12 protein-coding genes are annotated in these 13,629 nt (G+C 44.7%); 9 read left to right on the top strand and 3 right to left on the bottom strand.

The features are described from left to right. Nucleotides 1-22 precede the first annotated feature (22 nt). On the top strand, nt 23-874 hold the full coding sequence (locus AND4_RS01810) for an amidohydrolase family protein (RefSeq protein WP_009841172.1): 852 nt from the start codon (nt 23-25) through the stop codon (nt 872-874). A gap of 64 nt (nt 875-938) precedes the next feature. Here AND4_RS01810 and AND4_RS01805 read toward each other — a convergent pair whose 3' ends face one another. Further along, nucleotides 939-2,060, bottom strand: a complete 1,122-nt coding sequence (locus tag AND4_RS01805; RefSeq protein ID WP_206536066.1) for a hypothetical protein — start codon at nt 2,058-2,060, stop codon at nt 939-941. Nucleotides 2,061-2,407: 347 nt separating this feature from the next. Between AND4_RS01805 and AND4_RS01795 the strand changes: the two genes are divergently transcribed. From AND4_RS01795 to AND4_RS01765, 7 genes are all read left to right on the top strand, one after another. Next, entirely contained in the window at nt 2,408-4,516 is a 2,109-nt protein-coding gene (locus AND4_RS01795) for an LruC domain-containing protein (RefSeq protein WP_009841169.1), read from the top strand. A gap of 12 nt (nt 4,517-4,528) precedes the next feature. Then, the gene (locus tag AND4_RS01790) at nt 4,529-4,993 is read left to right on the top strand and encodes a hypothetical protein (RefSeq protein WP_009841168.1); all 465 of its coding nucleotides are present in this window, start codon (nt 4,529-4,531) and stop codon (nt 4,991-4,993) included. Nucleotides 4,994-5,239: 246 nt separating this feature from the next. Beyond that, complete coding sequence (locus AND4_RS01785; protein ID WP_009841167.1) at nt 5,240-6,136, top strand: Fe(3+)-dicitrate ABC transporter substrate-binding protein FecB; 897 nt, start codon at nt 5,240-5,242, stop codon at nt 6,134-6,136. Further along, the gene (locus tag AND4_RS01780; RefSeq protein ID WP_009841166.1) at nt 6,137-7,153 is read left to right on the top strand and encodes an iron chelate uptake ABC transporter family permease subunit; all 1,017 of its coding nucleotides are present in this window, start codon (nt 6,137-6,139) and stop codon (nt 7,151-7,153) included. Next, nucleotides 7,150-8,121 carry an iron chelate uptake ABC transporter family permease subunit gene (locus tag AND4_RS01775; protein ID WP_009841165.1) on the top strand — a complete coding sequence of 324 codons (972 nt, stop codon included), beginning with the start codon at nt 7,150-7,152 and terminating at the stop codon, nt 8,119-8,121. Before AND4_RS01780 ends, AND4_RS01775 begins: the two co-directional genes overlap by 4 nt. After that, nucleotides 8,121-8,885 carry a Fe(3+) dicitrate ABC transporter ATP-binding protein FecE gene (gene fecE, locus AND4_RS01770; protein ID WP_009841164.1) on the top strand — a complete coding sequence of 255 codons (765 nt, stop codon included), beginning with the start codon at nt 8,121-8,123 and terminating at the stop codon, nt 8,883-8,885. Before AND4_RS01775 ends, fecE begins: the two co-directional genes overlap by 1 nt. A 47-nt stretch (nt 8,886-8,932) precedes the next feature. Beyond that, nucleotides 8,933-11,080, top strand: a complete 2,148-nt coding sequence (locus AND4_RS01765) for a TonB-dependent receptor (protein ID WP_009841163.1) — start codon at nt 8,933-8,935, stop codon at nt 11,078-11,080. Between the two features lie 127 nt (nt 11,081-11,207). Here AND4_RS01765 and AND4_RS01760 read toward each other — a convergent pair whose 3' ends face one another. Together AND4_RS01760 and AND4_RS01755 are read right to left on the bottom strand one after the other, a co-directional pair. Then, on the bottom strand, nt 11,208-11,660 hold the full coding sequence (locus AND4_RS01760) for a hypothetical protein (protein WP_009841162.1): 453 nt from the start codon (nt 11,658-11,660) through the stop codon (nt 11,208-11,210). A 173-nt stretch (nt 11,661-11,833) separates the two neighbouring features. Further along, nucleotides 11,834-12,094 carry a DUF5062 family protein gene (locus AND4_RS01755; RefSeq protein WP_009841161.1) on the bottom strand — a complete coding sequence of 87 codons (261 nt, stop codon included), beginning with the start codon at nt 12,092-12,094 and terminating at the stop codon, nt 11,834-11,836. 415 nt (nt 12,095-12,509) lie between these two features. Between AND4_RS01755 and AND4_RS01750 the strand changes: the two genes are divergently transcribed. Next, nucleotides 12,510-13,457: a hypothetical protein gene (locus AND4_RS01750; RefSeq protein ID WP_009841160.1), complete on the top strand. Its 948-nt coding sequence runs from the start codon at nt 12,510-12,512 to the stop codon at nt 13,455-13,457. The last annotated feature ends 172 nt before the right edge of the window (nt 13,458-13,629 follow it).

The following is a 13,629-nucleotide window of genomic DNA, read 5'->3' as shown; positions in this document are numbered from 1 at the left end:
ACAAACGACTAAGGGACGGACAATGATGGATTTGATTGATGCACATCTGCACTTTTTTGACCTCGATAAAGGTGATTATCAATGGTTAAAGCCCCATAACCCGCCGTTTTGGACAGACAAACCTGTCATTGCTCAAAATTGGACAGAGTCGGATCTTACCCTTCCATCAAACCTAAAACTTGCAGGCTATGTCCACATAGAAGCTGGCTTTGACAATACTCGTTCTTGGCGCGAAATAGAATGGCTCGAACACCAAAATCAGTTACCTTTTCGCTCGGTTGCTTGTATTGATCTTACCAAAAAGAACAAGGAATTTGTCCAAGACTTACGCCAGCTTAAGCAATACCAAACCGTTGTTGGAGTAAGGCACATCTTAGATGACGATGCCAATTCCCTTCTTAGTTTGTCGAGCGTAAAAAAGAACTTAGAGCAACTTGCCGATCACGACTTTCTATTCGAGCTACAAATGCCGTTTACCAACAAGGCATCGGTTGAACAACTTGATTCGATTCTGAGTAACATCCCCCACCTATCCATTATTATTAATCACGCTGGCTTCCCGCCTAAAGTCAGCGATGAACAATTCTCTCTATGGGTTAGCAATATGCGCTCGATCGCCAAGCACCCAAGAGCGGCAATCAAATGCTCTGGCTGGGAAATGAGTGATAGAGAATATGATTTAGAATGGGCCTTAACCGTCATCGAACAATGCATATACGATTTTGGTCAAGATAGAGTCATGCTCGCAAGTAACTTTCCCTTGTGCCTGTTTTCTAGGGGCTATTCTGAGTACTGGCAGTCATTTCTTAATTTGCCTGACGACACAAAAAAAGCATTGTTAAGTGATAATGCTCGTCGATGGTATAAGTTCTAAGCAATGTTCAACCTCCTCAAGCCGTGAGCACAGGGACATTAAGGGTTGGTAGGGTCTCACTCTGCTAGTGACGATAAGTGACACCTAAGCTGACGCCATACCCTTGATTCTGCACATCCACTTGGAGCTTGTTAGTGACTTTCATGTTCTTTCTCGCGTAGCGTTCACTAAAACCGCTAAAATCTAACGACAAGTTATGACTGAAGGAATAAGCGCCCCCAAAACGATAACGCACATCTTCACCACCTAATGGATCAGTGGCTTCATCAACACTTATGCCACCACGTAATGCTAAATCACCAACACGATAAGCCAACGACGTTGCGTAGCGCTTGCTGTGGCGAGCACCTCCCAAGAGTTGAATAGGATCACTATAATCTGCATAAGTGATGCCTTGTCCATTCCAACGTGACAAGCTGAAGCTATTGTGCCAAGACCAGTCGTCAGTGATCGAGATAGTACCGTAAACGCTGGTGATCGATGGCAGATCAAACTGAATATTGTGGTCACCAAAGTCACTGGCCAATCGATGCGTGGCAGCAAGCGTTAACCAAGTGCTCGCTTTCCATGTTGCGCTTAATGCTGCGCTCCAACCATCGGTGTCCCCTTTTGTGACTTTAAAGCGGCACTTTCCCCAAAAATTGCAATCATTTCGCTCGAGTAAATAATCCGCATATTGATATTCAATACCAGCACCGACACTCAAATCACCCCATTTATACGCCACACTTGGAGCTAATGACACGACAATAGGTCGAACTCGGGCTTGATCTAAAATCCGCAGATTAAGCGGCGGCGGAAGTTTAAACTCAGAGATAGAAATATCCGCTGCGGTGCGGCTATAAGCGGCTATCCCAACATACCAGTATGGATCAAGCGGTATGACCATAAAACTTGCGGGTATTGGATCGGATCTGGAGTAGACGGATTTGGTTCCTAAAATATCGTAATGTGTGTCCACTTGATATCGGGTGACGCTTGCCGTTAATGTCGTCGAGGTTAACTGCGTCATGCTGGAAGGTGCTGTTGCTAAAATACTGGCATCGACGGCGGCGGCGCCGTTTGCACTTGCAAGAGCACTGTTTGAAGTGGAAGACTCCCAAAAATTAAGCCCAGTAGCACTTGAAATTGGCGCGAGAAACGACGTCACTAAGCCTGTAGTGACGATGCAAGGCGTGAGAGACATTCTCGCCATAGTGGCGTGTAAAAAATACATAGTTTGAGACTTCACTTATGCTGGCAATATTGTTTAACACTGTGAGCATCATCATTTTCTTCCAGCTCTTTTTGTATGCGCCCAGCAAATATTCCGTGCATCTTACAAAGATGGTGCTGAGCATTCAAAAGCGTTGTTTGATTGTTTTCATCAAAATCTTTATTCGACGTGTAATGAACCTTTGTCCTAAACTGCTACTCATATTGACATGCATATTTTAAAAACAACAAACTCAATAAACATTTGTTTATTTTCAACGCTTTATTAGTGGTATGATTTTTTCATGTAACCCTTTGCACATTGTTAAGGGGATTACCATGAGAAGAATATCATTACTACTCGGGTCTATTTTGCTAGGGACAAGCGCACATGCAGCACCGTTTGATACATGTCCAAGTAAAGCATACCTATTTCAATCAACCCCCACTCAAATCTATGGGGTCAACCTAGTAACCGGCTCAACGGTCTTATTACAATCAGACACAGGAATATCAGGAAACGTCAATGCTGTTGGTTTTAATTTCACCGACCGCTATCTTTATGGCTACGATACAACCGAAAACCGCGTCGTCCGTTTGGGGCAGGACTTTCAAGCAGAAGTATTAAACGTGTCAGGCTTACTTGGCACGGGGAACCACTTTTTCGTTGGTGATGTTTACGATCACGTCTACTACTTATACAGAAAAAATAAAGGTATCTATAAAATCGATTTATCACCACTCGATAGCGATCCAAACGCGACACTATCATTGGTTCAAGTAAATCCTATCGCAACACTGAGTTTTGCGGACTTTGCTTTTCATCCCGATAACGGCAACATATACGCGGTGGATACGAATACGGGTCGTCTCTACAGCATAGATCGAACTAGTGGCTCAACGACATTGGTCGGTGACACGGGCGTTACAGGCGCTTTTGGCGCGGCTTACTTTGACGTTGATGCCAATCTATATCTGTCGCGTAACTCCGATGGTAAAATCTTCCGAATAGACTTGTCAGCGGCGAATCTCGCTGCAGGAAATGTACCTGCGGTCGAGTTCGTTTCTAATGGCCCTGTATCCAATCAAAACGATGGTGCTCGCTGTGCCAATGCTCCGATTATCGATCCAAATGAACCGATTGACTTTGGTGACGCACCAGACACCTACAGCACGAGTCTTACATCGAATGGTCCGCGCCACGAAGTTGATGGTGTCACTTACCTTGGTAGTATCGCACCCGATGGCGATGTTGGTGGACAAGTCGATGACAATGCCGTCGACACGGCCGATGAAGAAGGGGTCGGCTTCGTATCCGCCCTCGACCCAGGCTTAAGTTCCGTTATTGAGGTCACCGCTTCCACGACGGGCTATTTATCTGCGTGGTTTGACTGGAATAGAGATGGCGACTTTGACGACGCTGGTGAGCAAGTCTTCACCGATAAGCTGCTTGACGCTGGCAGTAACACTCTCCCATTTATTGTATCCGACTCTGCAACTGCTGGCTCAAGTTGGAGCCGGTTCCGCTTTAGTCAACAAACCGGCCTTAACTATACCGGTGGTTCAACATCTGGTGAAGTGGAAGATCATCCAATTACTATCACAGGAAATGGTTACTCCGTTGAACACTTCCCTAGTGTCGACAACTATGCTTCCGTCGCTTATGAGGATAACTGGCCTTACACCGCGGATTACGACATGAATGATGTTGTTGTGGACCTCCAAATAACAGAGACAACTCTCGCAGGTCATGTTGAGATTATAAAAATCTCCGGCAAGTTAGTTGCCTACGGTGCCAGCTACAAAAATGGTTTCGCTATTCGACTACCAGGCATCACTCGAAGTAGCATTGAGAATGCCTTAACAGTGTTGAAATTTGACGGTGTAGCGCAAGCATCGAACGGCCTTGAATCTATCTCAGATGAAGCGATATTTATTATCGGTGAAGACATGAGTGTTCATGCCAGTGCAAGTAGTGGCTGTGACTACTTCAGAACTGAATCGGGCTGTGATACCAGTGCCTCGTTGTTCAACTTTTCACTCGATATTTACTTTACTGAAGACTCGGATCGCTCGGCCATTACCAACATGCCGTATGACCCTTTCATCTTCGCAACACCAAATACTTATCACGGAGAAGGACTTCCATTCCAACCTGGGCGAACATTGGAAATTCACTTGCCGGGACAAGCACCAACGGAACAATTCGATGTCAGCTTATACGGTATCGGTGTTGATGCGAGCTTGAGCGGTTCAAACAACTACTTTAAAACCGCAACTTACCTTCCTTGGGCACTACTCATCGTTGAAGATTGGGAGTGGCCACTTGAACGCGTTGACATCGTCGAAGCCTACCCAGAGTTCCAAGTTTGGGCTGAATCCGGTGGCACGACAAGCCAAGATTGGCACCAATCACCTGCCGCTAACAAAACTTACGACCTGCCATAAAGAGAGGACATAATGAAATATTTAATTGCAATGATTATCGGCTTAGTACTTCTCGCACTGGCTGCATGTGGGGGTGGTGACAGCTCCGACGGCGGCTCCGGTAATGAAGACTATTCCACGCCTCCGGTAACTGTCGTCAAACCGGATGAGACGCCAAGCACGCAGGATTTAGTTGTGCCTGAGGGGTTTGACTACAGCCCGGTAAAATCTGGCACACTGAGCGTAGATATCAGTAGTTTTTCAACACAACGTGCACATTTGAGTTTGTACAAGCAATTCGAAGAAGACAGCTCTGGAAACTACAAAGCAAGTTACTCGAGTAAAGTCGCCTCTATCCCGTTACAAGATGGCAAGGCCGATTTTGAATTTAATGTATCTGATAGCCAAGGCGACTTACTGGCAGAGATATGGTTTTACGACGGCACTGAACCGATCAAACGAGTTATCACTGCAAAAGACTCAAACTTGATACTGTAGCCCGAATACACCGAGCAGATTATACGGCCTCTGTTTGAACTTAAAAATCGCATTGTTCCCCAGAACATGCGATTTTTTTATAGGATTTATTCACGCGATACGATTGTTTAAGTTCATCACATTACCACTAGTAACAAATGCATCACTTGTTATTGATATTACTTCTCAGTTGCACTACCATTCGCAACCTTATTCGGTAAGGACATGCTGCCTTACACATCAGAACTTCAAAAACGGAATCGTGGAATGGGCATTATGCAACGAGCAATCGCGTTAGTGATAGGTACCCTCGCCTCATTTGGATCTTTCGCACAAAATGAACGTGTGTTAACCGATGAGAAAGGAAAGTTTGCAATTTCAGGAACACCGCAGCGTGTGATTGCCTTAGAGTACTCTTTTGTTGATGCCTTAGCCTCTGTCGGAGTTTCTCCTGTCGGCGTAGCGGATGATAAAGACGTAAACCGAATTCTTAAATCAATTCGAGACCAAGTTGAGCCCTGGACTTCTGTTGGCATGCGCCCGCAACCAAGCCTTGAAGTCATCTCTCAATTAAAGCCCGACCTGATCATTGCCGATGCACAGCGACATTCTCCTGCTTATGACGATCTGTCTAAGATTGCTCCGACGCTACTTCTGAAAAGCCGAGGTGAGAATTACGAGCAGAACCTAGATGCGGCAATGAAAATCGGTATTGCTCTGAACAAAGAGCAAGAGATGAAGACACGCATTGAACAACACCAAAAGGTGATGGCCGAATACAAGGCTAAGATTGCCACTCGCGACACGATACAGTTTGCCGTTGCGACAGAAAAAAGTATGTGGCTACACGGCCCAGAGTCGTATGCTGGAAGCGTATTATCTCGCTTGGGTATCCAAAGCCCAGTCCCGAATGAAAAGGAAGGCGCTTACATAGAAGTTAGCTTAGAGCAGCTTCTTAAAACAAACCCTGACTGGCTTCTTATCGGTCCATACAGCGAGAGCACTATCGCAGATACATGGAAACAAAGCCCTCTTTTCAATCTCCTTAATGCTCAGAAGCACCACCATGTCACTAATGTTTCACCACAAGCGTGGTCTCTTAACCGAGGCATGCATGCTGCCGAGCAAATCGCACAAGATCTTTCTGAATTACTAAGCAAATAGATGTCTTTTATTAACGTTATGCCAAGTAGAAAAATTGTATTTGGCTGTTTTATGGTCTTTTTAGCGTTCAATCTAGGTGCAGTTGCATCTATGATCAGCTACTCCTCTTTCGAGCTCAAGTTTCAAGACTTGTGGGAGTTCTGGTTCAGCTTTGATGAAACGAGCTTAAAACATCAGATTCTTTCATCTTTAAGAACACCACGGGTACTGGCATCGATCCTGATTGGTGTTAACCTCGCAATTGCCGGACTGCTTATGCAAGGACTAACAGCAAATCCACTTGCTTCTCCAAGTATTTTGGGGATCAACGCTGGTGCGTCTTGTTTTATCGCACTTTCTTCAATGAACTTGGTTTTATTACCTGCATTGCCGCTTCCTATCAGCGCACTCCTTGGTGGTGTGGTAAGCGGACTGCTCGTGCTGTCTTTAGGTGGTTTCTTCACAGGTCAATCTCACCCAATTAAGTTGGTATTGGCTGGCATTGCCGTCAATGCTCTGTTAGTTGGCATTACGCGAAGTGCATTAATCCTAGCGGATGACATGGCTTACAGCGTGTTGAACTGGCTGGCTGGCTCCATCGCGAACGTCACGTGGGAAAATTGGGCGCAGTTTTGGCCAGTAAGCATGGTCGGCATCATATTAGCCTTCTCACTTGCTCGTAGCCTTAACTTGCTGACTCTTGGCGATGACATTGCAACCGGACTTGGAGTGAACCTCACCCGTACACGCATTATTGCCTGTATTGCCGTACTGTTATTGACCACATCAAGTGTTGCGATCGCCGGACCTATCGCTTTTGTTGGTCTCCTTGTTCCTCATATCGCTCGTAAACTTGTTGGCACAAACCACTTTGTTTTATTGCCAGTCACCGCAACGCTTGGCGCAAGCCTTTTGCTATGGTCTGACGTTATTTCGCGCATGGTCGCATTCCCAGCAGAAACACCCGTTGGCGTTATTACTGCATTGATTGGTTCGCCATTCTTCATTGCACTTGCCGCAAGGAGCAAGGTGTCATGAACAATACCAAAGCAATATCATTATCAGTTTTACTATTAATTTGCGGAATTGGCAGCTTATTCATCGGTAGTGTCTCTGTTTCAACAAGTGACGTTGTAACCACTCTACTTCACGGTGGCGATTTCGATTTCATTATTAATCAATACCGACTGCCACGTTTTATCCTAGCGATTGGCGTTGGTGCTGGACTTGGAGTTTCTGGTGCATTGATCCAAGGCGTTTTGAGAAACCCACTCGCCTCACCAGATTTAATGGGTATCAGCGCGGGTACTGGTTTTGCCGCAACGCTGCTGCTTGTTTATGTGCCAAATGCATCATTACCGTTGCTTGCATCGGTTGCCATTGCAGGGGGGATCACCGCCGCCCTAGGTATTATTGGTATCAGCTATAGATACAACCCAACCCCTGCAAGGCTTGCCTTGATTGGCATTGCAATCAGCACCTTCATTTCTAGCGGCATCGATTTTCTGCTGATTGTTAACCCAGTAGAAATCAATACCGCAATGGTCTGGTTAACCGGAAGTTTATGGGGACGTAACTGGTCGCAAGTGCCATTGATTTGGATGTCACTTGCCATCTTACTTCCTCTTGCGTTGCGATTGGCTTGGAAACTCGACTTAATGGGACTTGGTGAAGAAGCCGCTACCACGATAGGTGCTCAACCAGAACGCACACGCTTTATGGCGTTGGTTCTGTCCGTTTTGCTCGCCAGTATCAGCGTTGCTGTGTGTGGGACGATCAGTTTTGTGGGCTTACTATCTCCTCATTTAGCTCGTTTATTGTTTGGCCACAATCACAAATACTTGCTACCAATGTCTGGCGTTATTGGCGCCTTACTTGTTGTTATTGCAGACGCCGCTGCTCGTGGTATTGCCCCTCCCCTTGAGCTTCCTGCAGGGGTACTGACGTCGTTGATCGGCGCACCTTATTTCATTTTCTTACTTCAACGCTACAAGGGTTGGAAATAATGCTTAAAACGCATCAGCTGTCTGTTTCTTATGGCAAAGAGACGATTATTAAAAACCTCGATTTAGAGATACCTCAAGGAAAGATCACAGCGTTAATTGGTCCTAACGGCAGTGGCAAGTCGACGTTGCTGAAAACCTTGTGTCGCATCAACAAACAATTTGATGGTTCCCTGAGTATCTACGATAAATCGATCAAAGATTACTCCGATAAAGAACTGTCTCGGTATATTTCACTGCTGCCGCAAGTATTGACGACGCCAGAAGATATTACGGTTAGAAAGCTGGTTGAGTACGGGCGTTCGCCCTATTTATCTTACTGGGGACGCTTGACTCAAGATGATCACCAAAAAGTTGACCAAGCCATTGCAGAAACACAAATCAAAGACCTAATCGACAAGAAAGTGGATAGCCTTTCCGGTGGTCAGCGCCAACGCGTCTGGATAGCAATGGTTTTAGCGCAAGACACACCGATTGTCATGCTCGATGAACCAACAACATACCTAGATTTATCGCACCAAGTTGAACTCATGAAGTTGATTCAAAAGCTGAATGCCGCAGGAAAAACCGTCATCGTGGTGCTGCATGATTTAAACCAAGCCTGCCGTTACTGTGATCATTTGGTGGTATTGAAGAAGGGGCAAGTGACCCATCAAGGTGCCCCAGAAGAAATATTCACTCAATCGTTACTTAAAGATGTTTTTGACCTTGATGCCATGATCATGAATGACCCAATTTCAAACAAACCTATGTGTATAAACCGATAAAAATAGTCACATAACTTTCATTTAAATACTCAAGACAGGATATAAAAATGAGTAAACTTCCTTTCACTCTTTCAGTATTAGCACTTTCAATCGCGACTGCCCACGCAGAGACAGATACGCAAAATGAAGGCGTACAAGAGATGGAAACCGTAGTGGTAACCGCAACTCGCTATACCCAAACACCAGATAAAATTGCAGGTGCGGTCACCGTCATCGATTCTGAGGATATAAAACAGCAATCGATCGTCTCTGACGACCTGACCAGTATCCTTGCAACCCTAGTTCCAGGTATGACTCCCAGTCGTCAAAAGATGTCTAACCAAGGCGAGAACTTACGTGGCCGTCAAGCATTGATCATGATCGATGGTGTCCCTCAGGTAAACCCGCTTAGAAACGGTAACCGTTATGGTTACACGATCGACCCTTCAATGGTTGAGCGTATTGAGGTCGTGAATGGCGCAAGTGCGGTTCAAGGCATGGGGGCGACAGGTGGCATCATCAACTACATCACAAAAGGCGCAAAGCCAGGTGATGATTGGAAACAAACTATTGGCACTCGTGTGACTTCAAGCTTGGATAACGACGGTACAGGCGGAAAAGTTTTCTACAACATCAGCAAATACGATGACGAGTTTGACCTGTTCTTTGGTGGCTCATGGGACCAACAAGGCCTTTACTACGATGGTAATGGTAACCCTATCGGCATGAACGACATTCAAGGTGAAACCCAAGATAGTGACGCAACGGATATTTTCTTCAAAGGTGGCTTCAACTTTGATGAAGGTAACCAACGCGTTGAATTGACTGCAAACACCTACACAATCGAAGCCAACGGCAACTATAAAGGGGTCAAAGGTGATTTTGCCAACGGTATTCCTGGCACAGTTGAGCCCGGTTCCCCATCAGGTCAACCAGTGAGCAATGAAGCTCAATTATTCAACCTGCAATACACAAACTACAACCTGGGCAATGGCATGCTTACCGCTCAGATGTTCTATCAAGACTACGATGCGGTGTTTGGTCAAGCGACATGGAACCCGACCGAAACCAAAGCAGAAGATCAAGGTGCTATCTCTTCTCAAAAAACGGGCTTTAAAGTCGGTTATGAAACCTATGATTTGCTCGACCTTGATGATACTTGGGTATTTGGCTTAGATGGTCTCCATGATCAAACAGAACAAACGCTCGACCAGTCGGGTTTAAACGTGACACCTCTAATGGAGTATTACAGCCTAGCGCCATTTGTTCAGGGTGACTTCCTAGTGACGGATGCACTGCGCTTATCAACAGGAGTTCGCTACGAGAGCGTCCGAGTAAAAGTAAGCGATGGTCAGACTCTCTATGGTTATGGTATTGATGGGCACAATTCTGAGATCATTGGTGGCACTCAAGATTCTTCGAAAGCGGTATTTAACGTCGGCGCCATTTATACCTTTACCGATGAATTCAGTACATTTGCGAGCTTTAACCAAGGCTTTGGCCTGCCTGACATTGGTCGAGTCCTAAGGGGTGTCTGGATTAATGAGGAAAATACCCCTCCCCAACAAGTTGGTACCCCAATTGATTTCAATACCATGCTAGCTGTCGAGCCGGTTGTGACGGATAACTACGAATTAGGTCTTACCTATCGTGGTGACAAGCTATTTGCCAGCGCAAGTACTTACATGTCGGTTGCAAAATATGGTGCTAACTTAGAACTGAACAACAATGGTACCTACGATGTAAAACGCCAACGCACCGAGGTTATGGGTTATGAACTGACATCAACCTACCAAGTGCTCGACTCAACCAAACTAAGTGCTATGTACGCGCACGTTGAAGGTGAAGTCGATACCACAGGTGATGGCAGTGTTGATTCCGATATGGATCTTAAAAACCTATCACCAGATCGCCTGATGCTTGCGGTTAGTCATAATTTCTCTGATGTGTTAGCGAGCCGAATTCAATACAACTACCTATTTGATGCCAAGAAAAGCGCATACAAAGTCGCCGATGAGCAAAACTTTGATGGCTACGGTTTGGTTGATTTCAGCACGCACTATGATATGCGTGATAAAGGTCGTATCGCCTTTGGTATTGAAAACGTAATGGATGAGCAATACATCAACTACTTCAGCCAAATTCGTAACCACAACTCTTACTACTTCTCTGGCCGTGGGCGCACGTTCAGCCTTAGTTACGAGTTCGATTTCTAAGTTTGCTATTTTTGATAAAAAGCCCTCGCAGTAATACGCGAGGGCTTTATCCCCTGTGGGGCCAAGGTTTTCGTATTCATTGAACTTCTCTACAGATCGAGTATGTGCCTAGGTATCTTCGAGATGTTCAAGCGCGCTCTTCCTTGCTCTTATCCGTGATGACATACTCTGAACCATACACCACGACAAACGACATTAAGATCCAAACGAGCCACTGCACAGCATTTTGTACAACTGCGACTTCAATAGGGTTACCGATGAGAAAATCCATCAGCGGCTGACGAATTAATGCACCATGTAATGCAGTCAGTAATACTGTCAAAATTAGAAACGCCTTGAATTGACCAAATCCAATGATCTTATCTCGAATAAGAAAATATAAAGCCAAGACAGACACGCCATACTCGATCGAGGTAAACATAGCCACATTTAACACTTCAGGCGAGTAGCTAACTTCATGACCTCCCCTTTCCATAATTTTCGCGACCCATCCTTGCAGCCAATCGACACTCAAGGAATGAATAAGATAGCCACAGCCAGATGCAACGGCTGCAATCACAAAATATTGAAATATTCTCATAATAACCTCTTAACCTTGTCGGTGCTAAGACTCTCAAAAATTACACAAGTTTCAGCCAACAGAGAAATCTGGGCCATTCATAACCTTAAGATCAAAAAAGGCGAAACATTTAGTTCGCCTCGATAGTGAATGACAGCAGTGATTGAGTGACAGCCGACGCATTGCGATGATGTCTATTTTAGAGGATCATTGTCTGGTAACGCGCTATGAATCCAAAGTGCTAGCCTGTGTTTGATGTTTGCGCCATCGAGTTTACTCTCTGGTAGCGGCGTGATTTGTTTGGCATCGACCAAAAATAGATAGATCGCCTTCACTCTTACAGGTTGCGGTGATTGAGGGAGATCAAAACCCTGCATCTTTGCCATTTTCCCAGCAATCTCAAGTGCCTTCTTAACCAGTTTATCTTCATTGTGAAGCTTGGAACTTTTTGACATAGGTAGAATCCTCTTTTTCGCCCTCACTAAGCATACAGTAAGTGTGAGTGTTCGCGTATTAGTAAACTCGCATACTGATAAGATTTTGCGGCATTGCTAAGTGAATGGCTAAACAATGACCTTTAATGGTGGTGTTGCCATAACGTGATTCTCCCCAGTTACACAGTATTATTTCTACTTTCCATACTCTATCTGTCTGCTCTCTATGGGCTTTTCAATCCCAACTCTTGGAATCAACTTCAAACAAAGATATGCATTTTATTTATATAAACCTATTTGCATTTACTTTATAAAACCTTGTCTGATAAGCTCAGCTTTGTCTCTCAACATTGAGACTGAGGAAATTTCAGTCGAGTGAATTTAACTTCCGTTCTGAAAAACAAAAAATAAAACTATAAATAACAGGCTATTAACTATGAATATTAAAAAAAACATCGCCAGTCTGGCAATGCTCACAGCATTTAATGCTACAGCTTATGAACACTATTCGGTATTTGAAGATTACATTGACCAAGGTCTGGTCACTGCAAACCAATCTCGTTTGACACAAATAGCAAAATCTAATCAAGGCCAGCTAACCGTCGCTGGTTCGTACACCTATGATCAAGTTGGACGAGTAACGCAACGTGATTACGCAGATAGTACGTTTGACTATACCTATAATACTCAGGGGTGGTTAGAGTCAGCTCGAGCATTAATGAAACACGACTCAATCAACAGTTACGTAAGGCACACCAAAGAGAACTTCATTTCTCAGTACAGTTACAACGAACTTGGTCAAGTTACCATAGAGAATAAAAAGGTTTTTCATGACGATGCTGTCAATCTTGACGGCACACCTATCGCAACGTATCGCATTCAATACACCTACGGTGCCGATGGCAAACTTCTACAACGCCGCCAAGTAACTAAGTCTGGCGATGATATGTCGGTTCGAGAGTTTCATTATTCTTACCACGACGATGGCAAATTGAGAAAGCTCCGTGAGGTCAAGCTCTCAGAGCCAATAGAAAAGAACACCCTTCTCCTTCAATACTATCCGAATGGCGAAATCAAAAAAGCAACTCAAAAGTTGTTCGGCAAGGGCACAAAAACCTTTGAAATGGAATATGTAAATGATGATTCTTTAATCTATGGCGTTTACTATGTAGATCCAGTAAAAGAGTGGAAAGTTGACTTAGATTTCTTTGGCCTTGCCTTCCATCCGATCAAGTCAATGAAACAGACCGCCGGCGATTCAGTCAGCACCTATCGCTATCAATACCAAAATATCGATGGTGATGCGCTACCAGATAGCATACAGCTAGAGGTCACGCTTCCGGGCTTTAGCCAAGCTATTCAGTACAACTTGACGAATCAATAATGTCTAACCGCTATTAGAGCGAATACAACAAAGTCCGATACGGTCAAAACTGTATCGGACTTTTTCTTTTCATTTACTTTTTGCAAGTACTAAAAAATTATTGGCCTGTCGCCTGTCCATCAACAGACCGCTGATGTAGACATCGTATGTACCAAGCGCACAACCTAACGCT

Origin of the sequence: Vibrio sp. AND4 (assembly GCF_000171815.1) — a bacterium.
Classification (GTDB): domain Bacteria; phylum Pseudomonadota; class Gammaproteobacteria; order Enterobacterales; family Vibrionaceae; genus Vibrio.
The sequence above is the reverse complement of the archived record's forward strand: the minus strand, read 5'-3'. Positions and strand labels throughout refer to the sequence as shown.

Excerpts from the sequence above, each read along its gene's own strand:
- AND4_RS01755 (WP_009841161.1), bottom strand. The coding sequence starts at position 12,094 with ATGTCAAAAAGTTCCAAGCTTCACAATGAAGATAAACTGGTTAAGAAG.
- AND4_RS01810 (WP_009841172.1), top strand. The coding sequence starts at position 23 with ATGATGGATTTGATTGATGCACATCTGCACTTTTTTGACCTCGATAAA.
- AND4_RS01750 (WP_009841160.1), top strand. The coding sequence starts at position 12,510 with ATGAATATTAAAAAAAACATCGCCAGTCTGGCAATGCTCACAGCATTT.
- AND4_RS01775 (WP_009841165.1), top strand. The coding sequence starts at position 7,150 with ATGAACAATACCAAAGCAATATCATTATCAGTTTTACTATTAATTTGC.
- AND4_RS01765 (WP_009841163.1), top strand. The coding sequence starts at position 8,933 with ATGAGTAAACTTCCTTTCACTCTTTCAGTATTAGCACTTTCAATCGCG.
- fecE (WP_009841164.1), top strand. The coding sequence starts at position 8,121 with ATGCTTAAAACGCATCAGCTGTCTGTTTCTTATGGCAAAGAGACGATT.
- AND4_RS01795 (WP_009841169.1), top strand. The coding sequence starts at position 2,408 with ATGAGAAGAATATCATTACTACTCGGGTCTATTTTGCTAGGGACAAGC.
- AND4_RS01785 (WP_009841167.1), top strand. The coding sequence starts at position 5,240 with ATGGGCATTATGCAACGAGCAATCGCGTTAGTGATAGGTACCCTCGCC.
- AND4_RS01805 (WP_206536066.1), bottom strand. The coding sequence starts at position 2,060 with ATGTCTCTCACGCCTTGCATCGTCACTACAGGCTTAGTGACGTCGTTT.
- AND4_RS01760 (WP_009841162.1), bottom strand. The coding sequence starts at position 11,660 with ATGAGAATATTTCAATATTTTGTGATTGCAGCCGTTGCATCTGGCTGT.
- AND4_RS01790 (WP_009841168.1), top strand. The coding sequence starts at position 4,529 with ATGAAATATTTAATTGCAATGATTATCGGCTTAGTACTTCTCGCACTG.
- AND4_RS01780 (WP_009841166.1), top strand. The coding sequence starts at position 6,137 with ATGTCTTTTATTAACGTTATGCCAAGTAGAAAAATTGTATTTGGCTGT.